The organism is Candidatus Kryptoniota bacterium, assembly GCA_036567965.1.
GTDB lineage: Bacteria > Bacteroidota > Ignavibacteria > Kryptoniales > JAKASW01 > JAKASW01.
Genome location: DATCTN010000004.1, coordinates 22,003 through 46,170, shown reverse-complemented (window position 1 = coordinate 46,170; position 24,168 = coordinate 22,003). Strand labels below are relative to the sequence as shown.

Below are 24,168 nucleotides of genomic sequence, written 5' to 3'. Positions count from 1 at the left end.
ATCTATTTAGCTTTCAAGTCGCCTTCAAGTGACTCCGTACTGTTGCCGAGGCTGACCAAGTTCGTGTTTTGTCAGATTTGAACCACATTGATTCGTCGTCCCGGTGTCGAACTTTCCGCTTACTCCTGCAGGCCGATCCTTTTCACGTCTACAATGTGACCGATCAACTGTCGCACAGCACAAGAATGTGGCTCGAGTTTTTCTGATTGGATAAGGAGCAGGCTGGACGAGTTCCGGCTAAATTCTTCCGAATTTCTTGTCGAGCTCGAGGAGTGGTATCTTCACCAGCACCGGTCGACCGTGCGGACAAACGTAAGGCACTTCTGCGTCGAAGAGCTGATCCATCAACGATTCCATCTCCTCAACTGTCAGGTAATCCCCTGCCTTCACGGCGGCTTTGCAAGCGTAAGTCTTACACAACTTCTCGCGGGGAGTCAATCTCAAATCGTTGTCCCGCTTGTAATCTTCAATGATCTCGGTAAGAATGGTGCTCTCCCTGCCCGGTTTTAAATCAACCGGCACGCCATCGAGCACGACCGTCGATCCGCTGAACAGTTTTATGCTGAACCCCATCACGTTGAGATCGGGCATAATCTCCTGCACGACGGCGAGGTCGGCGGGATCGAGATTCAAGCTTATCGGGAAAAGAAGCTGCTGCGTATTTTGTCCCTGCTCGTTGAACCTCTTCAATGTTCTTTCGTAAATGACGCGTTCATGAGCCGCATGCTGGTCGACGACGAGCAAACCGGTCGAGATCTGTGAGATAATATATTTGTTATGAAGCTGGTAAATGATATTCGCGAAATCTTCTGCGGAGCTCGTATCTTTCGATTCACCGCTTTCATCGGTCGCGCGCGACTGCGGGAGCCTGAACGCGAAGAGCGGGTCAACCGCGTCCGCAATCCTCTCATCTTCCAGGTACCGCTGTGCGGGTCTCGAGTTGAACATGACGGGCACTATTCCGCCGCGGGACGATTCAGTTGTCGGCCGGCTCACGAACCGCCCCGTCTCCGATGAAATCGCCATCTCTGGGACGAGATCGCTTTTGACAAGTGCGCTTCGGGTGGCCGACCTTATCGCGCCGTAAATGCTTCGCTCGTCTCTGAATTTAACCTCGAGCTTCGATGGATGGACATTCACGTCCACTTCGTTCGGCGGTATCTCGATGAAAATCACGAAGAATGGAAAGTCGCCCTTGTCGATCAGGTTCTCGTAAGCGGAAAATGCGGCATAATTTATCGCCTTGCTGATTACATATCTCTTGTTGAGGAAAAGGAACTGCTCGCCCCGTGTTCGTTTTGTATACTCCGGCTTTCCGAGGAAACCGCTTACTTTGAGACGATCGTAATCCTGTTCGAAAGTGACAAGCGAATCGGTAAACCTCTCTCCGAAGACTTCATCCAGTCTTCCCCGAATCGAGTTTGCCTTCGCAGTAAGGACGTTGTCTCCTTCGGACATGAAGGTGAACTCTATTTCAGGGAACGCGATCGCATATCTCGAGACGGTCTGGTACACGTGTCTGAATTCGGTAGGGTTCGCTTTCATGAAATTTCTGCGCGCGGGCGTGTTGTAGAATAAATTCTTCACGATTATCGTTGTCCCCGTCGCGTGAGCTGTCCGCGATAGTTCTTCCTGCTTTCCGCCATTGATCCGCAGCAACACGGCAGCGTCTTCCGATTCAACCTTGGTCTTCAGCTCCACCTGCGCGACCGCTGCGATGGAATACAAAGCTTCACCCCTGAAGCCGAGTGTAGAAACATTTTCAAGATCGTTGTAAGTCTCTATTTTGCTCGTTGCGTGCCGCCCGAACGCAATAACAGCGTCCTCCTCTGCCATCCCGGAACCGTTGTCCGTGACTCGAATAAAACTTTTACCCGCTTCTTTGAGCTCTATTTCAATCGACTTAGCACCGGCATCGATGGAGTTTTCAATCAGCTCCTTGACGACAGATTCCGGACGTTGTACGACTTCTCCCGCCGCGATCTTGCTCGCTATTTCTTCGGAGAGAATTCTGATTTTTGCCATTATGATTCCTTCGATTGAGTCTCCGGCGAATCCGACTCGGAAAATAAAGCGTTCACAAATGCAACCCGGTCGAACGGCTGCAGATCGTCGATGCCTTCGCCCACGCCGATGTATTTCACAGGTAATTTAAGCTCTTGACTGATAGCAACCACTATCCCTCCTTTTGCCGTACCGTCAAGTTTGGTGAGGACGATCCCGGTTACTCCTGCGGCATCGAGGAACTGCCTGGCCTGCACGAGCCCGTTCTGACCTGTCACCGCGTCGAGCACCAGGAGCACTTCGTGCGGGGCATCCGGAATTACTTTCTTCATGACGCGCCCGATCTTTCTGAGCTCCTCCATTAGGTTTGTTTTTGTATGGAGCCGGCCGGCGGTATCCACGAGAACCACATCGATCCCTCGCGCTTTTGCGGAGCTGACCGCGTCGAACGCGACCGCGGCAGGATCAGTCCCCGGCTGCTGCTGTATCATTTCTACTTCAGCCCTCTCCGCCCAGATCTTCAGTTGCTCGTTAGCAGCCGCCCTGAAAGTGTCCGCCGCAGCTATCAAGACTTTCTTGCCGTCGTTCCTGAAATTGAAAGCGAGTTTCCCAACTGTAGTGGTCTTTCCTGCACCGTTGACGCCGACCACCATGATGACGTACGGTTTGTGATTCGGCTGCCCCGTTCCATTGAACCCGATAAGATATTTTGAGATTTCTTCTTTGAGAAGACCGGTCAGCATTTTCGAATCTTCATAACCTTCCGCTTTCACTCTTGCACGGATGTCTCCTATAATCTTCTCTGACGCGCTGACTCCGATGTCGCTCGAGATAAGCACTTCTTCAATTTCACCGAGCATCTCGTCGTCTATCTTCATCCGCCCCGACATCACCTTCGCAACTCGGTCCACGAGGTTCGTGCGGGTCCTCGCAAGTCCGTCTTTTATTTTTCTGAAACGATCAAGCAATCCCATCTTGTGCCATAAGTTTCTGGTAGATCCTTAGATAGACTCCGAAGGAGAAACAAACGAAGATCACACTCAGATAAAGGAACACGCTCTTCACCTCACCAAGCGACTCGACCCGGATTGTCGCGAGGATTATATACGACGCAAGCAAAGTCGTGGTAATCTTGCCTGCCCAGACCGACTGGACCACGACTTTGCGGCGAGTCATGATAAGCGAGCTGCCGATCACGATCGCCACATCCCTCAGAGCAACTACGACGACGAACCACAACGGCACGTCGCCAGCGATGACGAGTGCGACCGAAGCGACAATGATGCAGATCTTGTCTGCCGCGGGATCGAGGAGTCTTCCGAAATCCGTCACCTGGTTGAGCATTCGCGCGAGAAGCCCGTCGAAAAAATCCGTCGCTGCGGCGGCGAGCATCAGCGCGAGCACGGCAAGACGATGCTCGTTTCCCGGCATCATTATCAATACCACGACGGGGACAAGGAGGACGATCCGGCTCAGACTCAAGAGGTTCGATACGGTCCAGCGTTTCTCGACCCTCAGTTCTTCAAACAATCGATCGAAACTCCGACTAGTTCAGGAAATCTTCGTGAAGTCCGGTTCTAATTGAATGTGGCGACTCGCCCGGCGTGCCCGCGTTGATCCGGTTTCAAAGTCTCGTTTCGTGAATATTGGCTTCAAACTCATGCTTGCTGTTGAGTTCTATCTCCGTAGGATACTCGCCGCTGAAACACGCTGTGCAATATCCCCGCTTTTCATCCGTCGGAACAGAGTCGAGAAGTTTTTCAAGTGAAAGGTAGGCGAGTGAGTCTACATTGAGCTCTCTTGTCATCCGGTCAATGTCGCCGTCACATTGGTTCGCAAACAGCTCCCGCTCTGACGGGAAGTCCATGCCGTAGTGGCAGGGATGCATGATCGGCGGCGAACTTACCCGGAAATGCACTTCTGCCGGTTCCGCCTCGCGGATCAATTTTACAAGCTGCTTGCTGGTCGTTCCCCTCACTATCGAATCGTCAACTATGACGACTTTTCTTCCCTTCAACACTCCCTTCACAGTATTGAATTTCATCTTTACCTTCAGATTCCTGGTGTCCTGGTTCGGCTGGATGAATGTTCTCCCGATATAATGACTTCTTATGAGTCCAATTTCGAACCGGGCCTTTATGCCCATCTTCGTGCTTTGCGAGACAAATCCAAGCGTCGCAGTATTCGACGAGTCCGGTACGCTTATGACGACGAGCTTCTCGTCTTCCTGATTGAGTACGGGCGATTCCTCCGCCAGCCCTTTCCCGATCTTCCTTCTGACCTTGTCCACGCTTTCTTCAAATATCCTGCTGTCGGGCCGCGAAAAATAAATGTACTCGAAAATGCAATGGCGAGACGTTTTCGGTAAATCGGGGAGCATCAAAGTACGAACACTTCCGGTCTCGATAGCCTCATCGTCGATGACGACGATCTCGCCCGGCGCAATATCACGGATGTATTGCGCTCCGATCACATCGAACGCGCAAGTCTCGGAAGCTGCGACGAATGCGTCGCCCAATTTCCCCAGCGCGAGCGGACGAAATCCGTAGGGATCTCTGGCGACGATAAGCTGGTCGTCCGTCAGAATGACAAGAGAGAACGCTCCCTTTATCATCTGCAGCGCCTCGTATACCTGATCTACAACCGTCTCCTTCTGACTACGGGCGATAAGATGAAGAATAATCTCAGTATCTGTAGTTGTCTGGAAGAGCGTCCCCGCTTCTGTAAGTTCGTCCCGTAGGCGATGAGAATTCGTCAGGTTTCCATTATGCGCTATAGCGAGATTTCCCATCCGGTAGTTGACGACAATCGGTTGAACGTTCTTTCTGCTTTCTGCCGAACCGGTTGTGGAATATCTGTTGTGCCCTATTCCCGCGTTTCCCTTGAGAACATCCTTAAGAATCTTTTCGTCCTTGAACACATCGGCCACCAGACCGGTATTCTTATGGACATTGAAGAAAGTTTTCTCGCCTGTCCTTTCGCGCGTAACTATCCCCGCTGCTTCCTGACCGCGGTGCTGGAGCGCGTTCAAGCCGTAGTAGATGTATCCGGAAGCGTTCATCGAGCCGTACACCCCGACTATCCCGCAATAGGTCTTGGGCTTTTCTATCTTGAAACTTACATCGCTCATTTAATAGGACTCCATTGGTTCACGGTAGGAAACTCACCATCACACACCGGTCATATCCTCTCAGAACATCGACCGATATGAAATTAATCAAGCGCGCAAATGAAATCAATCCGGAAGAACAATCGGCCCACTGGCGCCTTAATTGGCTTTTGCCGCACAATGATCCCCACTACAGGTTAATGGGCAGATCCGAATCGTAATTAAAATCGCCGGGACTAGAACAACGTATAAATGAACGGCGCGAGTGCCGAACCCTGAGTAAGCACGATAAAGAGTCCGAGGAACAGGAGTACCAGAATGATCGGTCCGAGCCACCACTTCTTTCGGATCCTCATAAACGCCCAAAGCTCGCCGAATATCGAAAGACTATTCTTAATCTTCTTAGCGCGATTCATGCTCGTTTTCCATTCTGTCAATCACACACGTAACAACATAAGATAATCTAGTCAAGCTCAAATTTCTCCTCGACAGTATCTTCTTTGTACGCGCCGAGTTTCCCCTTTTCAAGTATGAAGCTTCCGATCACCAGACAATCCATTTCAGTCCTCATGAAGCAGCGCCAGGCGTCGCCAGGTGTACAGACAATCGGCTCGCCACGGACGTTGAACGATGTGTTGATAATGACCGGACATCCGGTCTGCCTATCGAATTCAGCGATTAGATCGTAATAAAGCTCGTTTTGCTTTCTCGAGATTGTCTGCAACCTCGCGGATCCATCGACATGAGTCACCGCCGGGATGACACGTCTGTCGGACCGGACGTCGGCGACAAAGAGCATGAACGGTCCCGGACGATCGAATTTGAAATACTCTTCCATCCTTTCTTCAAGGACAGTTGGGGCAAAGGGGCGAAAACTCTCGCGGAATTTTATCTTCAAATTCACGACCGATTGGTTCTTCGGATTACGGGCGTCGGCGATAATGCTCCTGTTCCCGAGGGCGCGCGGCCCGAACTCCATCCTTCCCTGGAACCAGCCGACGACCTTCTGGTCCGCGATCAGTCGAGCAGTTTCTTCAATGAGCTCCTGTCTACCGCACTTCCTGTAACTGATATTTTTCGACCTGAGGAGAGATTCGATATCATCATCCATGAAATCAGGTCCGAGAAAAACTTCATTCATTATATACGTTCTGGGATTTCCGAGAAGTGTGTTATAGACGTAGTAAGCCGCTCCCACCGATCCACCGGCGTCTCCCGCAGCCGGCTGAACAAACACGTCAACGAATGAAGTGTTTTCCAGAATCTTGCTGTTCGAAACGCAATTGAGCGCGACGCCGCCTGCCATGCAAAGCTTTTTCATACCCGTCTCGCCTTCAATGTGCTGCGCCATTTTGACGACAATCGTGTCGGTCGCTTTCTGCAGCGAAGCCGCCACGTCTTTGTGAAATTGTGTCAACTTCGATTCCGGTTCGCGCACCGGTTCGCCAAACAATTGACTGAATCTCCTCCCCACCATTTTTAAGCCGTATTCGTACGTAAAGTATTTCATATTTAGACTGAAGCTGCCGTCATCTCTCAGAGAAACAAGTTCTCTCATGATCAAATCATAAAATCTTGGCTCGCCGTACGGCGCGAGACCCATCACTTTGTACTCGGCGCTGTTTACTCTGAATCCGAGATAATAAGTAAATGCAGAGTAAAACAACCCAAGCGAGTGTGGAAAAGGGATCGACTTCGACAGGTGAATATCGTTTCCCCGGCCGTACCCGTAGGTGGCACAGTCCCATTCGCCGACGCCGTCAGTGGTGAGAATTGCCGCCTCTTCGAAGGGCGAAACCAAAAATGCGCTCGCGGCATGGGACATGTGATGCTCAGAGAAAAGAATCTCTCCTTCGTAGTCGAGCCGGTTCCTGATCATCTGCGGTATCCAGATCTTTTCCTTTATCCAGACCGGCATCGCTTTTAAGAATGAAAAAAGTCCTCGCGGCCAGGTTGAAACGTATGTCTGTAGTATGCGGTCGAATTTGACGAAGGGCTTGTCGTAAAACGCAATGTAGTCAAGCTCCTGTGGTTTCAAACCGGATCGGCTCAAACAAAAATCAATGGCGTGTGATGGAAAATTCTGGTCGTGCTTCTCACGGGTGAATCGCTCCTCCTGGGCAGCCGCGATCAAGTCGCCGTCTTTGACCACAGCCGCCGCGGCATCATGGTAGAAGCAGGAGATTCCAAGGATATTCATCTAGATGTGTCAGAATTGATGGCGGGCCTGGTCGATAGTGTGTGGATATTGTTCTTTCGGTTTCCAGAGAGAACCGCTCGCGGGTGGCCGATGCCCCATCAGGTCTTTCCTGAGGAGTTTCATAATCAGGAACATCGGGCCGATAACGATCATGTAGACGATTGTGAGAAGTATCGTGGCATTTACTATTCCAAGCCAACGTGCAAATGCCATCCACCATTTATAAACTAGCCGGCCGATCTTCTTTATCGTTTGCAGTAGTCTCTCCTCGTGGTTCGATAATATGACCAAAAGGGGGGGGAATTACAACGAAGGATTAGATTCGGGGAGTGGGGTCATCGCGGCGGCTTTTGAGGGCCGCCGGATGATTAATTCCAATTTTATTCAGTGGATCAGTTCGCAATCGCGGGCTGCGCGTGTGCCGGCGGCCTGTCTTCTTTCTTCATCGGCCTCAGTGCGAAGCTCAGCACATCGTTCATCTCGTCTGCAAATTTGAATTTCACCTGTTCGCGAACGTGTGACGGTACTTCCTCGAGATCAAGCTCGTTCTTCTTCGGAAGTATGACTGTTTTTATTCCTGACCGGACTGCTGCGATGACTTTTTCCTTCACGCCTCCGATCGGGAGCACGGCTCCGCGCAGTGTTATTTCACCGGTCATCGCAAGATCATTCCTGACAAGTCTTCCAGTCAGGAGAGACACCATCGCCGTCAGCATCGTAACGCCCGCCGAGGGACCGTCTTTCGGGACCGCGCCAGCCGGAACGTGTACGTGTATGTCGTACTTCTCTCTGAAGTCCGGCTCAATCCCGAGCGACTCGGCGTTCGATCCGATGAAACTCAGAGCTGCCAGGGCGGATTCCTTCATCACTTCTCCAAGCTGTCCAGTCAAAATGAGGTTACCTTTTCCTTTCATCCTGGTCGCTTCGATGAAGAGTATGTCTCCGCCGACCGGCGTCCACGCGAGACCCGTCGCGATACCGGGCCTGTTTATCCTTTCAGACACTTCCGGAAAGAACTTCTGGTGGCCCAGATATTTCACGACAGACTCGCTGTCTATCACAAATTCCTTCTTCGAGCCGCCGGCGACTTCCATTGCAACGCCGCGACAAACGTCCGCGATTTTTCTTTCAAGACTTCGCACGCCGGCTTCTTTCGTGTAACCCGATATTATGAAGTGAAGGGCTTCATCCTTGAATTTGATCTTCCCATCCTTCAGGCCGTGTTCCGCTACCTGTTTCGGGACAAGAAAATTCTTCGCAATGTGAAGCTTTTCGTCCTCGACGTAACTTGGGATCTCGATGATCTCCATCCTGTCGCGAAGTGCCGGTGGAATTGGCTCCATCATATTGCCCGTAGCGATGAACATTACCTTCGAAAGGTCGAACGGGATCTCGACATAATGATCGCTGAAAGAAAAATTCTGTTCGGGATCGAGAACTTCCAGAAGCGCGCTTGCAGGATCGCCCCTGAAGTCCATTCCGATCTTATCGACTTCATCCAGCATGAAGACTGGGTTATTCGACCCGGCTTTCTTGATTCCCTGGATTATTCTGCCGGGAAGAGCTCCGATGTAAGTCCGCCTGTGGCCTCGGATTTCAGCCTCATCGTGAACGCCGCCGAGCGACATCCTTACGAATTTTCTTCCGAGCGCATTTGCAATCGACTTGCCGAGACTCGTCTTTCCAACTCCTGGAGGGCCGACGAAGCAGAGGATTGGACCTCTCATATCGTTCTTCAATTTCCGGACAGCCAGATACTCGAGGATTCTCTTCTTCACCTTCTCCAGACCGTAATGATCGCGCTCAAGAGATTTTTCAGCCGCCTTGATATCCAGGTTATCCTCCGTCGATGTACTCCACGGCAATTCGAGGAGCCAATCCAGGTAAGTCCTGGCAACCGTATATTCCGCACTTGACGGATGCATCCTCTGGAGCCTGTCCACTTCTTTGAGAGCTGTCTTTTTGACTTCTTCTGGATAACTTCCGTCCTCAATTTTTTTCCGGACCTCGTTTATCTCCACGTTCTCGTCATCTTCGCCGAGCTCGTGCTTGATCGCCTTCATCTGCTCGCGCAGGAAATAATCGCGCTGACTCTTATTGATCTCGTCCTGAACTTCGGTCTGAATCTTATTTCCAAGTTCAAGCCGCTGGACGAGTTTGCTGATGAAAAGGTTCGCCTTCTTCAGTCTCTCGCCTATGTTCAACTCTTCGAGCACTTCCTGTTTTTCCTTCACGGGAATATTGATCAGCCACATCGCCATATCTGCGACCTGGCTCGGGTCCTCGGTATTAATTATTAAACTTAAATGCTCCGGTGTGAGGTCAGGAGCAAGATCGACAGCTTTCTTGAACCCGTTCTTTATTGTCGCTACGAGTGCCTCGGCCTCGATGCTTTCCGTCTTCTGTTCCTCAACTCGCTGGACAAATCCCTTCATGTAGGGATCCTGCTGGACAAGATTAAATATCAGTGCGCGATAGAGTCCCTGTACGAATACACTTCTTGACCCGTCCGGCATGTTATAAACTTTCAGTATGCGCGCCACCGTACCGAGTTTGTGAATATCATCGGGCGTCGGGCGCTCGGTAGTCGAATCCTTCTGAGCTACGATAAGTATCGGAAGGTCGTCACGGAACGCCTCATCGACAAGCTGTATCGTGCTCTTTCTCATGACTGTCAGAGGCATCATCTGCCTCGGGAAGAAAACTGAATTCCTTAGAGGCATTATCGGAAGGATCTCCTGGTTGTAGAGCTTACCGGGATCTTCCATTACTATCTGTTCGTCTTTCTTATCCAATTCAACTGTCGGCATTTAATTCTCCTCTCCCACTACCATCCATTAGATTATGACAACCTCATTACAATATCCATCAGCTCGTTCTTCTGCAGCTGCATCTGCTTGATGATCATGTCTATAAGCTTGACAATGCTTTCGTCACGGATCTTATTCTTATGATGCACGAAGACCTCACTCTGGTTCGCGTGATCTTCCATATCTCTGACCAATCGCTTGATGTTCTGTTTGAATTCCAGGATCTCGCGATTTTCGACCGGGACTTGAGGCACTCGTCCGCCAAGCTCGCTTATCTTCGACCTTAGTGCCTCCGATTGCGTCCTTACCTCATCGGCAAGCTTTCTTATCCTGTTCTGCAAGAAAGAATAGGGGATCCATTTTGTATGCGAAGAAAGATTGGCCGCGATTCTCGACATCGACACGTAGTCTTCCGTAAGAAACTCGATATCCTTGTTGAGCTCGCCCGTTTCTTTCGTCAGTGTTCTGAATCTTGTCCACAGGCCCGTTCTCTTTTCCGCATGCTCAGCGGTCATTTGTCCTAGCACTTCTTCTCCATATAAAAATATAACAAGGCTCCCTTTAAAAGGGAGCCCTGGTTTGTCAAAGGCTTAAGATTACGACAATTTGACTTCAATTTCTCTCGGCTTCGCCTCTTCGACCTTCGGCAAAGTGATTGAAAGGACGCCGTCCTTGAATGACGCATCTATCTTGTCACTCTTGACGCCGGTAGGGAGTGTGAACGATCTCTCGAAGCTGCCGTACGACCGCTCGATGCGATGGTACTCAGCATTCTTCTCTTCGTTCTCATTTTTCTTCTCACCCTTCAGCGTCAGAATATTGTCCTGGAGAGTGATCTTGACGTCGTTCTTGCTTACGCCCGGCAGTTCTGCCTTGATCGTATAGGCGTCATGATTTTCAGAAACATCCACGTGTGGTGCCCAACGACTCAGACCTGAGACGTTTCCGTCAAAGTCCGAGAAAAGACCGTCGAACACGCGGCCAAGCTCGCGCTGCATGCTCACGAGATCTCTGAGCGGCGACCATGTGGAGATTTCATTCTCGGGTTTCCATCTAATCAGTGCCATAAATCATTCCTCCTTTTGATTTTCATGATGGTAATAGATCAATCGGCATGCCGGAGGAGAGAGGCCCGATTTCTAAATGAAGAATGCGTAGATGTTTCTTCGCAGGTTTGACTTAGACAAATGAGTCACGCAGCACGACAGAAAACGAAAAATTCTTGCCGCCGATAAGACATTTTGTCAGTAGGTATCGAATGAAATTCTTCAGGATAATCTCGAAATCAGTATCCGAACGCTTTCAGCATAAGTCCTGCGACAAATCGATTTCCGTCAACCGTGAGATGAACTCCGTCAACTGTCAGCACACTTTCGTGTTTGTCTTCAGCATTGTTAGTCGAGAGATAGTCGATGAAATCTTTGTGGAGGTCGCACAATTGAACGCCCATGTCTTTTGCGACCTTGCGGCTGATATCAGCGTATTGATTTAACATTTCGTCTTGCGGGTTGGTGCCGTTCTTGCTTTCACCAATCACACTTGGCGTACAGAGAATGACTTTCGAACCGACCGCGTGAATTCTTGTAATAATGTCTCTCAGCCCCGACTCGAACTTAGCCGCAGGAGTCCCCGAGTGGCTCGGGAGCGCGAAATGCCAGACATCATTTATGCCGATATAGATGACAACTATAGTCGGATTCTTAGATATCACGTCACGGTCGAGCCGCGCCTGGAGGTCAGTCACCTTGTTGCCGCTGATGCCCGCGTTTATTACAGCGGGCGCGTCCGCGCCAAATTTCGCCGCGAGCGAATCCTCCACTAGTGTCACGAATCCGTTTTCCTGGCCGCCAAGTTCCGTGATTGAGTCTCCAAGGAAGATTATCCGGTCGGATTTATTCAGCAACATCTTCTCCGACGCGCAGCCGCCGAATAGTGCAGCGACCGTAATCAAAACTCCAAATGTTTTCATTCTTCCGTCCTATCGTTTCTCCAAATCGTTCCATGCACCCGTCTTCAAATGATTTTGTCCGCCTGATTTATCGCACCCGGATATCCGACGCTTCTTGATTTCAGTTCCTCTTCAGACTTCGGGATAACTTAGAAAGAGCTTCCCCCACTCGGAGGACTTTCTTATTCTGTCCTGTATCTTCTTTCCCCTGAACGGCCACCAGAAATAATCGTGATAGAAAAAACTCCCGAATACGAATGCGTAAACTATCGGAGTACGGAAGAAGAATCCCTGCATGACTTTCATCGGCGAGAACCATAGGAGGTCCCCGACCCGGCTGGCGAAATTGTCGCCAACGGAAAAATGCAGATCGATGCCGCGAATATCTTCTCCGACGATCTCTATCTCTTTGGGATCGCCGGTGCCAAGACCGGCTTCGTGAGCGAGCCTTATATACTTTATCGACATCGGGTCGAATCCCATCATCTTTGCCGAGACCGCGTCGATCGCCACCTGGTCTGCGCTTGCGAGAATGTAATCGGTCTCGACAGGTATCATTGTGCGAGGACCGGGTCCGTTGCCTGCAATAGTGCCGTCCATGACAGCGAAAATGCCGGGATGAATCTCCTTCTGGATGGCAAGAAGGTCGACAAGTGTCTCGTGTATCCATGAGTGGGCATAGTGACGTCTCGTGTTGAGGAGTCCGCCGAAGGCGTTCTTCATCGCTCCTGTGGTAGTCGTGTAGATATGGGTCTTCATAGTCGGGAGATGAACGATATTTTTGCCGAGGAAGAATCCGGGAATCTTCAATCCGTCAGGAAAAATCTTGTGAAGAGCAAGCATCCGGGCTTTTGGCGAGTATGGGACCCACTCGACCTCGTCCGGTTCATTGTTATATATCTCCAGTATGCCGTATTTCCGGTAAACAGCAGCAAGCTTGTTCAGCTTCTCTCCCTTGTTCGGATCCGTTACAACCGTGTTGTTGTGTACAGCAATGAGCTCACCGAAACCTAGTTTTTTGAGTGCCAGTACCGTTCCTTCCAGCTGCCACGGCATCGTGTTGGCTGAGATGTAGGGAAAATGCCAGCTGATGTTGTCCTTTAGGATCGTGGGTGCTGTCCCGTCAAGACATTCGGCAGCTCCAGCCATCTCCACAAGGCGCCCGTAATCTTGCAGGACTCTTTCAGGCCTTGTCTTAACGACAGCAACTTTTGATTTAGTCATTGAATTCACACACGCGAATTAGCGGAGTCTCTATGATTTGAATTGACCGCGTCAACTCCCGTCACTGAAGCGTTTCCTCGAGTGCCGACTCAATAATCTTCATGTCGCCGGAATCAATCTCGAAGTCAGCTGTGACATTCTCCTTGACTTGTTCGGCCGTTCTCGCCCCGACGATGGAGGACGTGACTGCCGGGTTCATGTTCACCCAGGCCACGGCGAGTTGCCCGACCGTCCTTGAATACTTCGCCGCAATTGGCCTGAGCCTATCGACGAAAGCGAGTTCCCGGGAGAGGAGCGGTTCCTGGAACATCTTGTTCTTTCTGCGCCAGTCGTCGGCGCTCATTCTAGTCGCGTCGAATTTCCCGCTCAGGAGACCGGACATCATCGGGCTGTAGGCGACCACTCCAATTCCATTTTCCCGGCAATATGGAAGCATTTCGTTTTCGACTTCTCGCTTCAGGAGGTTGAACGGCGGCTGGAGCGACTGCACGGGTGCTATTGCCATGCATCGCTCCAGGAGCAGTACATCGAAATTGCTCACGCCTATAAATCTGACCTTACCTTCCTCGCGCAACTTCAGCATCACTCCCCACGAATCTTCGACAGGAGTCAGCGGATCTGGCCAGTGGAACTGATAGAGGTCCACATGGTCCGTCTTCAGCCTCCGAAGGCTGTTTTCAATCTCGCTCCTAATGCTGGATGGTCCAAGATGAGTTCTGACGTTTCCCTTCGAATCCCATATCATCCCGCATTTCGTCGCGATGAAAACACTGTGTCTCATCCCCCCGAGCGCCTTTGCGACTGTCTCTTCGGAATGTCCGAGCCCGTAGACTGCGGCGGTGTCGATCCAGTTTATCCCCCGATCGAATGCTCGTTTTATTGCCGCCACCGAATCTGCGTCATTAACCGGCCCCCACCCGAATTCCCACGGTCCTCCTATTGCCCACGCACCGAATCCGACAACGGTAAGCGCAGGTCCGTTCTTTCCCAAAATTCTAGTTTTCAATTCCAAAATCTCCGGAGTTCTGACATGTTCAGATTCGATTCAGCTACAAAAAATTTAATCTCTGCAGAATGAACTCACAAGAGGTTGTGTCGCAAATTGTCACTACTCTCAATTGTGAGCAGTAGAGCTTTCCGTATGACGTAAGGGTCTCGCCTGGTGATACCGTATGATAAAGGTCATTCCCGGCATGTTTCACGGCGGCAAACCTTGCCTTAGTTTTTGTCGAGTGTTATACTGACAAAGTTGACCAGTTGAAACTGAGAGAGCGAATCATACCTTCTTTGTAATGGAACAAGCACAGGTAAGACGAAAGAATTTCGAAAGCGAAATGCTGCCGCACATGGCTGCGTTGTACAACTTTGCGCTTCGGATGACCGGGGACCCTGACGATGCAAAGGATCTTGTCCAGGAAACTTTCATGAAGGCTTACAGGTTCTTCGACAAGTACGCACAGGGAACGAACGCTAAGGCATGGTTGTTTCGGATAATGAAGAATTCATACATCAACCGTTATCGGAAAGAATCCAAGGAGCCCGATAAGATTGATTATGACGATATAAAAGATTTTTACGCGACGGTTAAGGATTCGGCGGTCGATACAAATGATTTACAGGAAAAAATATTCGGAGGTCTGTTCGAGGATGAAGTTGCCAAGGCGCTGCAGGAACTTCCGGAAGATTTCAGGACGGTCGTTATCTTGTGCGACATTGAAGGTTACACTTACGAAGAGATCGCCGATTTCATCGAGATACCTATCGGTACCGTCAGGTCGCGACTTCATCGTGGCAGGAAAATGCTGCGTTCTATGCTGAGGGAATACGCCCTGAAGCGCGGGTTCAAAGATGTTTATGATGAAGCAGACGAAGATTGAGTGTGAGAGGAGAAGCTAACGGTGGACTGCAGGGAATCCCGCGACTTGATGAGCGCGGCGGTCGACAACGAACTCGCCAAGAGTGAATCGCAGAGTTTCTACGAACACATCGAGATTTGCGGGAGCTGCAGGGACGAATTCGAACTCGAGAGACTGACCAAAGCCTACATCAAGCGCAAGATCACCTTCGTAGATGTGCCTTATGATCTTGAAACTGCGATCATGGCTCAGATATCCAATCAAGGCGGCACCGCGATCCCCTCCGGCTTCTTAGACCGGGTCGTCAGCAACAGCATTTTCCAGCCGGTGCTTGCCGTCGGAGTTGTTTTTGTCCTCGCGATTATTTTGTTTTTCGCAAACAAGGATAACATCGTCCTTCCTCCGTCACCGGGGGACCAGCTGGCAACTTCGGTTGCTGCGTCTCTCGACGGGCTGACTATAGCGGGAAACAATTTCCAGGACGTGCTGAGCGGGAAGTTCAAACCCGAAATTACCGCGATCGCGACGGCCGATGTAGCATCCTTCATTCTAAAGAACGCGGGCTATACGCTAGATCTTCCCGGAGTCCAGAGCGCGGACTGGATCGGCGGAAGTGTTTCCTCCCAGGGAAGACACAAGATGGCCCATGTCATTTATAAGATGGGTGAGAATTATATCTACCTCTACTGCTTCCCGAAGGACGCGATGATCTCACAAAACGTCCATCTCCCGGCCAAGTGCATGGACACCATCGACAAGAACGACTGGTTCTGGACACAGGATGAAGACGGAGACGTACAGGCGGTCTGGAATTTCCAGAACAACGTGTGCATAGCAACAGCCAATCTTGACAAGAAAGATCTTGTGGCCTATCTCCAACCAGGAACAGGCGCGAAAAATCCATGAAACGTAAGAGTCTCGTACTAGTATGCGCGCTGCTATTCGCCTCGTGCAGTAAGCAACCGGCTCAACAAAACGCAGGAAGCGCGTCAAAGGTAACTCCTTCCTCGGCGGACTTCAGGAACAATGTCTCTCTCGCAACGAGTGTCGCCCCTTCACAAAATGAGTTCGCATCGGACTTCTCGTGGTACGATAACTCGGGTAAACTGGTGTCGCTCAAGAGCCTGAGAGGCAAGACAGTCCTGATAAACTTCTGGGCGACATGGTGCGGTCCATGCAAAGCGGAGCTTCCCGACATCGAATCGATCAGCAAAGAGTATGCTTCAAAAGGTCTAGTGATAGTCGGAGTGTCGGTGGACAAAGGAAGCGATCTATTGAATCAGGTTTCAAGTTTCGTATCGGATAACGGTCTCACATATCAGATCGTAATAGACAACGATGATGTCGCCGACGCATTTGGAAATATCAATGTCATACCGACTTCATTTATCGTGGACAAAGATGGAAAGATCGCGACTCGCTGGCTCGGGGAGCGTGATAAGACTTATCTTGAATCGACGATAAAAAAATTTCTCGATTAGTTCGGCGGGGAATGTTCGGGGGAAGAATTACTGCGGTAAACGGGTGAAGAAGAAAAGAGGTGAGGGTGAGATCCGAGCCGGTTCAAGCTCTGCAATTCCGTGGAAGATGAGTCCCGTGGTTTGAACTCTCCAATCCGCGTAGCGCTAACGGGAGTCGAACCCGTGTTTTCGCCTTGAGAGGGCGACGTCCTAGGCCACTAGACGATAGCGCCATAGCAACTAATTGCTGTTAGATTTCAGTTGTTAGTTTTTTGAAGCTGCCCGGCAAGGGCTCGAACCTTGACTTTCCTGATCCAGAGTCAGGCGTGTTGCCAATTACACCACCGGGCAATGACCGTTTTCGCAGGTTTTTAAAATTTGTGCAAGATTTGTTCAAGACCTGCGAATGAAATTTAAGCCTTGAGCACCAATTTCCCAAGACATCCAAACCAAAGCAGGACTGAAACGCATGGTCGGAATCATGTTCTTCTGTTCAACTGCATGGACGGTGAATGAGATCAACCTCCTGAAATACAATATGCCATGGGAACTGGAGCAAGAGATCGCAGGGTTCATCGACTACTACAACAACAAACGTTACCCTGAACCATTGGACAATTTTACTCTGGCCAATGTGTACTGCGGCAGAAGAGAGGAGATACTAACACGGAGGGACAGAATCAGAGAAAATACACTGAGAGCAAGAAAACGGTCCAACTTATCACGGACAACGACTCGGCGACCGTCTCTTAGCAAAACCGCTGATTTGTCCGCTTGATTTTGGAGACGTACAAAATGGAAATGGCAATAAATGACTGATTAGTTTATTCTTGATCAAGACAATTTGAATTCAGGGTTAGGCCAAGCACCGGGCTATTCAAAAATCAATAACATCATTTGACGACCCACAAAAATCCAGCCAAGAGGTAAACCAATGCGAGATGAACTTGACTATCTCCTTGAAAGTCTTTCGAAAGAATCCCAAGAAACAATATATGAGAAGGTATTTTTGCTCGGCTCAAGGTCGACCATTATCAGAGTCACCGGCTGACCTGCCCCCGATTGATGTACCGCAGCAAAGTCACTGGTCCGACCTTCACGCGATAACAACACTGGATCGTACCGCTGGCCAGGTCAACTTCCGCGCGCACGCTTTTCAAATGGAGAGGCCAGCAGCGCGGCGGAGTACATTATCATCCATGGGATTATCGGGAAGTTGTAACGCGCCGCGCCATAGTACACGAGATAGATGCCGACGAAATAGAATATCACGGCAATACCCAATAGCGGCCAACCGCCATCCTTGCCATATCGCAGTCTTTTCCAACACCCGAAGAGGAGTGAAGCAACGAAGATGACGTACACGATGGACTCATAAATTGAATTGAGTTGATCGAGTGAAGACAAGACGTGTCTTCTATATGTTGATCCCTTCCCAGTGCCTTCTGTGTTCCAATACAGACCATCACCGCTGTCGAAGAGGGCTACGAGCTTTTTCGGCATAAGCGAAACGGTTCGCCGCGGATGCCTTTCTATATAATCGATTGCTTTTCTTCTCGCAATTTGATTGACATTGTACTCATCCTGCATACTGTTTACAGCGCCGAGCCACGGTATTTCAACAAAAGTCCCGTTTGCTTCAGGACCATTGCCTATATATAGGTTCAGACCACCGGTGTTTGTAAGAACAATGTCGTTAAAGAGTTCGTAATTGCGAATGATCCATGGACTCAATCCTATAATGAAGGCAACATAGAGAACCGCAACTCTCTTCAACTGACTGACCAGACTTACTCTTTCTCGCCAGAACTTAGGAAACAAAAGGAGAAGGAAAGCGGGCAAGAAAAGTGTTTGCACTTTGACAAGCGTCGCGAACGCAAACACGAATCCTGCAGTCAGCAAGCGGCCGACATGCGCTACCCCCTTTGCTGACACACACGGCAACAAAAGGTCTAACCCCAGTAGTAGCAAGAACAGATAAAGAATTTCTGTAGAAACGAGGGATGTGTATGAGATGTTATTCGGATAAATGGCAAGGAACAGGAGGGAAAACCATCCTGCCGCTTCCGACTTAAAGATGGCGCGTGCTATCCGGTACGCGAGTACGAGCGAGGCGACAGAAAGAATAAGGTTTGCAGTTTCAGCCACGGTAACCGAGACCCCAAAGACCCAGAATAGGATCGCGAGAAAAAACGGATAACCGATGGGGAAGTACGCGGTGGCGAAACCATGATCAGTTACATAACCATAACCTTTAACAATGGACTCAGCACTATGGAAATAGAAACCAAAATCGCTCACGGGATAGGGATGAAAAACCAGTATCCAGTAAAGGCGGATTGCAAATCCAAAAGCAATAATAGTTGGAAGATACCATCGAGAGAGGAGGATCGGGCGAACTGCCGTAAGTCCTCTTCTGATTATCTGGTAATCAGCGCTTTTACTCGACACGCTTTTTTGTCCCCCATCCGCTCAACCTCCGCCTTTGCTCCAAGCTTGCGGATGAGAAATTATCCTGATCGCAAGACGAGTATCAATCGGAGTGCTATCATTCTTCGGACCCCAACAGTATGGGCAATCCTGACTGCACTTGGTCGTTATATGGAAGTCTACAGTGTCGACAGGACATCTCGCTGTGTTGAGCAGGTCCTCGTACTTCGGACTTCCAATTCGATGCTCGCCTCCATTTATTCTGTAATGTCAAATTAAGAAGTTGTTCATACTGATGAAAGACAATGACCTGTCCCCACAGTTTGAGACAACGCAAGGTCAGTGGTCCAACGCTCGTACCATTATAGAACTGTATCGATTCTTGATCGCATGTCGGCGCTTAAAGCGTTGGAAAGGGACTCCCTCACACGGCGGCAAGTTGACAGTGTCGAAATGACGCGAACGAACATGGGCCCAACCGATTCCTTCTTTAAAGAAAACAAGCCAATTCGTGTCGGGAATCTACAGCTTAAATTCTCTAGGCACTTTCCTGTTCTTTAAGCGTACTGAAAATCTGCAAATAGTAATCTATGAGTTTTTGCAGGCGATCGGCAACCGTGTATTGAACCCTTGGATCTCGTTGTTGCTCAATTAATTCCGCCGGATTTGCATAGAAGAATGCCAAGGTCAGATTGCTGGCTACAATTGCCCGCGTCTCGTCTGTCATTGCATACCTCCGTTTTTTGTGGATCAACCAAATCTCGCATCTATCACTCCAAGAATCAATCTAGGGCACTACCTGAAAGTACGCCAGACCATGTCGCATCGAGTGGGGAGTTGGGCGCCTTCCGTCGGGCGAATATTCCGCATCCCAAGAATACTATTTGCATTTGAAATGTCACGAGCATAAATTTAGCCGCACGGTTCGCGGAACATCGTATCAAGTACGACGACTTTTTGTCGGTGCGATAAGGTGGTGCAGTGATTACTTCTCTTAAATTGGCTCTCCTAATCGTGGCGTATGTACACGCCTCGCAAGTTGGCGTCGCTAATCGTTGTAAGTCTCAGAATTACATTTGGGAAACGCACCGTTTAGGTCCCTGATATGTGCCATTCAGTCGACAGATTGCGCAAATTACTCGTGAGGCGTATTCGAACATACGAGCGGCTTTCGAGTAATTCCATATACCCCAAGGTGAGAAGAATGTCCGGCCCCAGCAGGCGAGTCCTCAGTGGTCGTACCAGTAAGCCAATCCTCTTGCGAGTTAGCCTGTGTGCGAATAACGTCGCTATCGCGCGAGGCTGGTTGGGTTGGTCAGAGTTTCGAGAGCCTCCACTGCTCTCACATAACGTATCGATGGATCCACTACCCCACTACAAGAAGGAGAACAGCCATGGAAGTTCGTGACTTGGCGGAATCGTTAGGAGATCATCCGTTCCTGAGCGACATGAGCGAAAACCTGGTCAAAACCCTTACTTCGTGCGCTTCAAACGTGGTGATTCCTGAGGACACATATGTTTTTAAGGAGGGTGAGGAAGCCAGGACCTTTTACCTCATAAAGACCGGGAGAGTCGCGCTCAAGATTCAAGCTGGCGAGAAAGGATCAATTGGAATAGAGACCGTTGGGCCGGGCGAGGTCCTCGGCTGGTCGTGGCTAATATCTCCCTACCGTTGGCATTTCGATGCGTACGCGGTGGAGGGAGTTCGAGCTTTCGCAATTGATGGGACTTGCCTCAGGAAGAAATGCGAAACGGACCATGATTTCGGGTACGAGATGCTGCGTCGGTTCTCTGAGGTCCTGGAACGACGTCTGGGAGCGACTCGATTTCAGCTCCTCGATGTTTACGGCTGACATCTGCTCGCCAGGCGCTACTCTGTGTGTCTTCAAAACCAAGTGGCAAATCATGCCTATTGCTAAGTGAAGGCTCGGGAGCTTTGCACAGCCTTCTGCGAGGGCAAAGGCATACGAAACAACCGGCATGAATTCAAAAGAAGACGGGGGCTTTCACTTGTTTCGCAGAATTCCGCAACTTAGAAATCGCTGTCTCTCTGAATCGAGTTAATCATACTAGCGTCAAAGGATTCTTTTCTACAACACGAACCTAATGCATTCGATAGCTTACTGCAAAAATTCTTTTGCGATGAGACTGCCCATTCTTGGAACTGCATCTTTAAGTGTGTCGGACAATCCAGGTTCGACGCTTTCAGGGATGTTACTGATTTGACAAACCAAGATGCGAATGTTGACGCCCGCATCTCTCAACTCGTTCGCTAAATTCGATGACGGTATTTGATGGAGGGAAAAATTATCGGATTTTTCTTGCGGAAGGTTTTCAGTTGATAATTCAAAGATCGTTCCAGGTGTTCTTCCTTTATCGACAGCGTCAACGATAACAATCTGTCCTGCATTTTCCGGTTCGAGGGCAAGCGTGAACAGTAATTTCCTTATGCCGGTTCCTACATCCATAACATAAACGTCATCGGGTATCTCATAATGACTGAGCAAATACTCGATAACAGCGGGGCCGAAGCCGTCGTCGCCAAACAGCCAATTTCCACAACCTAAGATCAGGGTGCGTTTGGCGCAGAAGTTCGGAAGCGTATACCCTGCATCATTTCCCATCAGAACTGCGGAATTTTCCGGCGCGCTCCATTCCCTCCCCCTCCTCTCGAAGCGGAAGAAGGGGAAATGGGGATTGATGGTTTCGGCTGTCCTCAGTTTGCCATCGAATCAATAAGCCGGCCATTATGGTCATAGATGTCAATCTTCACGGCGAGCGTGCCGTCAAACTTGTGGGTGGCACACGAGAGGCAAGGGTCGTACGCGCGGATCGCCATCTCGACACGGTTCAGAATCCCTTGATCGTATTTACCGTCTTTGATGAGGGCCTTTGCTGCTTGCTTCACAGACATGTTGATCGGCGCGTTGTTATGAGTTGTCCCGACGATGAGGTTCACGTTTGTGAGAATGCCGTTGGCATCAGTGGTATAATCATGAATCAGTGTTCCACGAGGAGCTTCGACACAACCGATGCCGCGTGCCGCGCGCGGCTCGACCTTCTTGCGCGTCTCGACCCCTGTGATCTCCGGATCGTCAAGGACGCGGATTGCGTTCTCTGCGTTATACAGCAGCTCGATCAATCTTGCCCAGTGATAAAGCAGCGTTAGCTGTGCCGGCCGGCCGAAGTTCTTCCGGAACTCTTCTAACTCCGCCTGCGCGAGCGGTGTATCGATAAAATCGCAGACATTTATCCGTGCAAGTGTATTCGTGCGGTAAATGCCATTAGGGCTATCGAGGTCCATCGAAAACTTCCCTGCCCGCTTGTCGTACGGGAACTTCAAATAGCTCCACGGTTCAATGTGCTCGCTGATGTAATCTGTATACTTGTCGTACGGAAAGTCGACGAACAATCCATCTTTCGACATCAGGCGTAACTTGCCGTCATAAAGACTCAATGCACCGTTGTCCTTCACCGTACCGAGGAAGCCCGTCTCGATAACCCCGAGTGACTTTACCACATCGAGATATTGAGGGAAGATGTTCTTCCTGGCAAAATCAATGGAAAATTTTGCCAGCTCGAGACATTCGTCTGCCATTTTTCTAATTTGATCGCGTTCGGCTGCAAGCAGAGGTTTGCTGAATCCGCCGGGGACCGACGCATCGGGGTGTATCGATTTGCCGGCAATGATCTCAAGCATTCTCGCGCACAAATGCCGGACATGGACAACTCTCTTTGCGAGATCTGGAAACTTCCCGATAATGCCGATGATGTTGCGGACACCGGGATCGGCATCAGGACCCATCACGAAATCCGCGCCGGCAAGAATGAAGAAATGGAGGATGTGCTCTTCCATGTAGGCAATACTGTTGCAGAGCTCCCGGAGTTTCCTTCCCGCCGGAGGCGGTTCGACTCCAAAAACTGCGTCGCACGCCTTACTCGCAGCGAGATGGTGAGACCACGGACAAACCCCGCAGATTCGAGTCACTATGCGAGGCATTTCCTCGACAGGCCGGCCGATGCAGAACTTCTCGAAGCCGCGCAACTCGATTACGTTGACGCGAGTGTCCTTCACATTGCCCGCATCGTCGAGCTGAATCGTGACCTTTGCGTGACCCTCAATGCGGCTCACAGGTTGGATGACAATTGTCTGCGTCATGACGGCTTTCCTCCTTTCCCTGGAAGCGGTCGCAATCTGCCCTGTGCCCCCGCGAAGCGGTTAAAAGTGGCAGCCCGGTCTGGAATCTGCTTTGGATCAAGACCTATCGATGCCAGCGCGCCCATCATGTCAACCATCGGATTTGCATTATCGGAGAGAGGTCCGAAGCATCCACGGCAAGGCATATACGCACGGATGCAGCGAGGTGTGCCTTCGGCACCTCCGCAACCGGATTTGGTTGCGGGTCCCAGACACAAGTAGCCCTGTTCCATGATGCAACGGACAGTGTTCATGGGCTCTCCGGGCTTGAAGCCGATCGATTCGAGCGGGCGCTTGATCGAAGTAACCGCTTTCTTTTCACGAACAAACGGACACTCGTCACAAACGCTCTTGGCGCTGAAAGTAAATGACTTGCCTTCCAGTAAAGCTGTGACTGCATCTACGAAAATCTCAGGTGTGGTCGGACAACCAGGGAGTTTCACATCCACTTTGACAACTTCATGGATAGCATATACACCGTCGGTCAATGACGGAATCTGCTCGTTTGGGATCCCGTTCGATTCTGTTGAGACGGAGTCGTGAAAGACTTTTTCGTACAATTCTTCCAGCGTGGAGAGATTGGCGAGAGCCGGTATGCCGCCGTAACATGCGCACGATCCCATGGCTACAAGCGTCTTGCATCTTTTTCGCATTTCTTGAGCGATGAGTTTATGTTCCTCGGTGCGAATGCTACCGCTAATGATGCCCACATCAGCCTCGGGAATCTCCATCGTTGTCTTTTCACCTGTCTGACCGTAGAGCTTATGATCCATAATGACTGGCATGTGGACGATTTCAAGCTTCGGAAGTATATCCAGAAGTGCTTCACCGACATCGAGAATTGTCACTTCACATCCGCCGCAGATCGCGAACCACTCTTGAGCTAATCGAGCAGGCATGATGATTCTCCTTTCATGACGCGAAGTCTA

General features: G+C 50.2%; 22 protein-coding genes and 2 tRNA genes. 4 read left to right on the top strand and 20 right to left on the bottom strand.

All coding sequences use genetic code 11. The annotated features are described in order from the left end of the window. Nucleotides 1–237 precede the first annotated feature (237 nt). From mutL to VIS48_00635, 13 genes are all read right to left on the bottom strand, one after another. On the bottom strand, nt 238–2,025 hold the full coding sequence (mutL, locus tag VIS48_00695) for a DNA mismatch repair endonuclease MutL (protein ID HEY9164657.1): 1,788 nt from the start codon (nt 2,023–2,025) through the stop codon (nt 238–240). Next, the gene (gene ftsY / locus VIS48_00690) at nt 2,025–2,978 is read right to left on the bottom strand and encodes a signal recognition particle-docking protein FtsY (protein HEY9164656.1); all 954 of its coding nucleotides are present in this window, start codon (nt 2,976–2,978) and stop codon (nt 2,025–2,027) included. Before ftsY ends, mutL begins: the two co-directional genes overlap by 1 nt. Beyond that, a complete protein-coding gene (locus VIS48_00685) occupies nt 2,965–3,534 on the bottom strand; it encodes a CDP-alcohol phosphatidyltransferase family protein (GenBank protein ID HEY9164655.1) in 570 nt (189 codons plus the stop codon). Before VIS48_00685 ends, ftsY begins: the two co-directional genes overlap by 14 nt. A gap of 94 nt (nt 3,535–3,628) precedes the next feature. Further along, complete coding sequence (gene purF, locus VIS48_00680; GenBank protein HEY9164654.1) at nt 3,629–5,134, bottom strand: amidophosphoribosyltransferase; 1,506 nt, start codon at nt 5,132–5,134, stop codon at nt 3,629–3,631. Nucleotides 5,135–5,349: 215 nt separating this feature from the next. Further along, a complete protein-coding gene (locus tag VIS48_00675) occupies nt 5,350–5,529 on the bottom strand; it encodes a DUF5989 family protein (GenBank protein ID HEY9164653.1) in 180 nt (59 codons plus the stop codon). Nucleotides 5,530–5,576: 47 nt separating this feature from the next. Continuing rightward, on the bottom strand, nt 5,577–7,313 hold the full coding sequence (locus VIS48_00670; GenBank protein ID HEY9164652.1) for a carbamoyltransferase: 1,737 nt from the start codon (nt 7,311–7,313) through the stop codon (nt 5,577–5,579). Nucleotides 7,314–7,322: 9 nt separating this feature from the next. Beyond that, the gene (locus VIS48_00665; protein ID HEY9164651.1) at nt 7,323–7,604 is read right to left on the bottom strand and encodes an SxtJ family membrane protein; all 282 of its coding nucleotides are present in this window, start codon (nt 7,602–7,604) and stop codon (nt 7,323–7,325) included. A 101-nt stretch (nt 7,605–7,705) separates the two neighbouring features. Then, nucleotides 7,706–10,123: an endopeptidase La gene (gene lon, locus VIS48_00660; GenBank protein HEY9164650.1), complete on the bottom strand. Its 2,418-nt coding sequence runs from the start codon at nt 10,121–10,123 to the stop codon at nt 7,706–7,708. Between the two features lie 32 nt (nt 10,124–10,155). Next, nucleotides 10,156–10,650 carry a hypothetical protein gene (locus VIS48_00655; GenBank protein ID HEY9164649.1) on the bottom strand — a complete coding sequence of 165 codons (495 nt, stop codon included), beginning with the start codon at nt 10,648–10,650 and terminating at the stop codon, nt 10,156–10,158. Nucleotides 10,651–10,719: 69 nt separating this feature from the next. Further along, on the bottom strand, nt 10,720–11,190 hold the full coding sequence (locus VIS48_00650) for an Hsp20/alpha crystallin family protein (GenBank protein ID HEY9164648.1): 471 nt from the start codon (nt 11,188–11,190) through the stop codon (nt 10,720–10,722). A gap of 218 nt (nt 11,191–11,408) precedes the next feature. Next, a complete protein-coding gene (locus VIS48_00645) occupies nt 11,409–12,092 on the bottom strand; it encodes an SGNH/GDSL hydrolase family protein (GenBank protein ID HEY9164647.1) in 684 nt (227 codons plus the stop codon). A 111-nt stretch (nt 12,093–12,203) separates the two neighbouring features. Beyond that, nucleotides 12,204–13,295 carry a DUF362 domain-containing protein gene (locus tag VIS48_00640; GenBank protein ID HEY9164646.1) on the bottom strand — a complete coding sequence of 364 codons (1,092 nt, stop codon included), beginning with the start codon at nt 13,293–13,295 and terminating at the stop codon, nt 12,204–12,206. A gap of 61 nt (nt 13,296–13,356) precedes the next feature. Beyond that, nucleotides 13,357–14,301, bottom strand: coding sequence for an aldo/keto reductase (locus tag VIS48_00635; protein ID HEY9164645.1), 945 nt, complete (start codon nt 14,299–14,301; stop codon nt 13,357–13,359). Between the two features lie 328 nt (nt 14,302–14,629). On the opposite strand from VIS48_00635, the gene VIS48_00630 reads away from it, so the two are divergent. From VIS48_00630 to VIS48_00620, 3 genes are read left to right on the top strand one after another with little or no spacing between them, the layout of a single operon-like run. Continuing rightward, nucleotides 14,630–15,172 (top strand): sigma-70 family RNA polymerase sigma factor, encoded by a 543-nt coding sequence (locus VIS48_00630; protein HEY9164644.1) that lies wholly within the window; start codon nt 14,630–14,632, stop codon nt 15,170–15,172. A 21-nt stretch (nt 15,173–15,193) separates the two neighbouring features. Next, nucleotides 15,194–16,057 carry a zf-HC2 domain-containing protein gene (locus VIS48_00625; GenBank protein HEY9164643.1) on the top strand — a complete coding sequence of 288 codons (864 nt, stop codon included), beginning with the start codon at nt 15,194–15,196 and terminating at the stop codon, nt 16,055–16,057. Then, nucleotides 16,054–16,632 (top strand): TlpA disulfide reductase family protein, encoded by a 579-nt coding sequence (locus VIS48_00620; protein HEY9164642.1) that lies wholly within the window; start codon nt 16,054–16,056, stop codon nt 16,630–16,632. The genes VIS48_00625 and VIS48_00620 overlap by 4 nt, the downstream gene beginning before the upstream one ends. A gap of 139 nt (nt 16,633–16,771) precedes the next feature. On the opposite strand, the gene VIS48_00615 is transcribed toward VIS48_00620, so the two are convergent. The 4 genes from VIS48_00615 to VIS48_00600 all read right to left on the bottom strand — a co-directional run bounded on the left by VIS48_00615 (nt 16,772) and on the right by VIS48_00600 (nt 19,768). After that, a tRNA-Glu gene (locus tag VIS48_00615) sits at nt 16,772–16,844 on the bottom strand. Between the two features lie 45 nt (nt 16,845–16,889). Beyond that, a tRNA-Gln gene (locus tag VIS48_00610) sits at nt 16,890–16,962 on the bottom strand. Nucleotides 16,963–17,745: 783 nt separating this feature from the next. Next, nucleotides 17,746–19,062 carry a glycosyltransferase family 39 protein gene (locus VIS48_00605; GenBank protein ID HEY9164641.1) on the bottom strand — a complete coding sequence of 439 codons (1,317 nt, stop codon included), beginning with the start codon at nt 19,060–19,062 and terminating at the stop codon, nt 17,746–17,748. Between the two features lie 517 nt (nt 19,063–19,579). Continuing rightward, nucleotides 19,580–19,768 carry a hypothetical protein gene (locus VIS48_00600; protein HEY9164640.1) on the bottom strand — a complete coding sequence of 63 codons (189 nt, stop codon included), beginning with the start codon at nt 19,766–19,768 and terminating at the stop codon, nt 19,580–19,582. Between the two features lie 667 nt (nt 19,769–20,435). On the opposite strand from VIS48_00600, the gene VIS48_00595 reads away from it, so the two are divergent. After that, nucleotides 20,436–20,894: a cyclic nucleotide-binding domain-containing protein gene (locus VIS48_00595; GenBank protein ID HEY9164639.1), complete on the top strand. Its 459-nt coding sequence runs from the start codon at nt 20,436–20,438 to the stop codon at nt 20,892–20,894. A gap of 267 nt (nt 20,895–21,161) precedes the next feature. On the opposite strand, the gene VIS48_00590 is transcribed toward VIS48_00595, so the two are convergent. The 3 genes from VIS48_00590 to VIS48_00580 all read right to left on the bottom strand — a co-directional run bounded on the left by VIS48_00590 (nt 21,162) and on the right by VIS48_00580 (nt 24,138). Then, complete coding sequence (locus tag VIS48_00590; GenBank protein HEY9164638.1) at nt 21,162–21,665, bottom strand: hydrogenase maturation protease; 504 nt, start codon at nt 21,663–21,665, stop codon at nt 21,162–21,164. 92 nt (nt 21,666–21,757) lie between these two features. Further along, entirely contained in the window at nt 21,758–23,200 is a 1,443-nt protein-coding gene (locus VIS48_00585; GenBank protein HEY9164637.1) for a Ni/Fe hydrogenase subunit alpha, read from the bottom strand. Then, nucleotides 23,197–24,138 (bottom strand): methyl viologen-reducing hydrogenase, encoded by a 942-nt coding sequence (locus VIS48_00580; GenBank protein ID HEY9164636.1) that lies wholly within the window; start codon nt 24,136–24,138, stop codon nt 23,197–23,199. Before VIS48_00580 ends, VIS48_00585 begins: the two co-directional genes overlap by 4 nt. Nucleotides 24,139–24,168 lie beyond the last annotated feature (30 nt).

Excerpts from the sequence above, each read along its gene's own strand:
- mutL (HEY9164657.1), bottom strand. The coding sequence starts at position 2,025 with ATGGCAAAAATCAGAATTCTCTCCGAAGAAATAGCGAGCAAGATCGCG.
- ftsY (HEY9164656.1), bottom strand. The coding sequence starts at position 2,978 with ATGGGATTGCTTGATCGTTTCAGAAAAATAAAAGACGGACTTGCGAGG.
- purF (HEY9164654.1), bottom strand. The coding sequence starts at position 5,134 with ATGAGCGATGTAAGTTTCAAGATAGAAAAGCCCAAGACCTATTGCGGG.
- VIS48_00675 (HEY9164653.1), bottom strand. The coding sequence starts at position 5,529 with ATGAATCGCGCTAAGAAGATTAAGAATAGTCTTTCGATATTCGGCGAG.
- VIS48_00670 (HEY9164652.1), bottom strand. The coding sequence starts at position 7,313 with ATGAATATCCTTGGAATCTCCTGCTTCTACCATGATGCCGCGGCGGCT.
- lon (HEY9164650.1), bottom strand. The coding sequence starts at position 10,123 with ATGCCGACAGTTGAATTGGATAAGAAAGACGAACAGATAGTAATGGAA.
- VIS48_00650 (HEY9164648.1), bottom strand. The coding sequence starts at position 11,190 with ATGGCACTGATTAGATGGAAACCCGAGAATGAAATCTCCACATGGTCG.
- VIS48_00645 (HEY9164647.1), bottom strand. The coding sequence starts at position 12,092 with ATGAAAACATTTGGAGTTTTGATTACGGTCGCTGCACTATTCGGCGGC.
- VIS48_00640 (HEY9164646.1), bottom strand. The coding sequence starts at position 13,295 with ATGACTAAATCAAAAGTTGCTGTCGTTAAGACAAGGCCTGAAAGAGTC.
- VIS48_00630 (HEY9164644.1), top strand. The coding sequence starts at position 14,630 with ATGCTGCCGCACATGGCTGCGTTGTACAACTTTGCGCTTCGGATGACC.
- VIS48_00620 (HEY9164642.1), top strand. The coding sequence starts at position 16,054 with ATGAAACGTAAGAGTCTCGTACTAGTATGCGCGCTGCTATTCGCCTCG.
- VIS48_00600 (HEY9164640.1), bottom strand. The coding sequence starts at position 19,768 with ATGACAGACGAGACGCGGGCAATTGTAGCCAGCAATCTGACCTTGGCA.
- VIS48_00595 (HEY9164639.1), top strand. The coding sequence starts at position 20,436 with ATGGAAGTTCGTGACTTGGCGGAATCGTTAGGAGATCATCCGTTCCTG.
- VIS48_00590 (HEY9164638.1), bottom strand. The coding sequence starts at position 21,665 with ATGGGAAATGATGCAGGGTATACGCTTCCGAACTTCTGCGCCAAACGC.
- VIS48_00585 (HEY9164637.1), bottom strand. The coding sequence starts at position 23,200 with ATGACGCAGACAATTGTCATCCAACCTGTGAGCCGCATTGAGGGTCAC.
- VIS48_00580 (HEY9164636.1), bottom strand. The coding sequence starts at position 24,138 with ATGCCTGCTCGATTAGCTCAAGAGTGGTTCGCGATCTGCGGCGGATGT.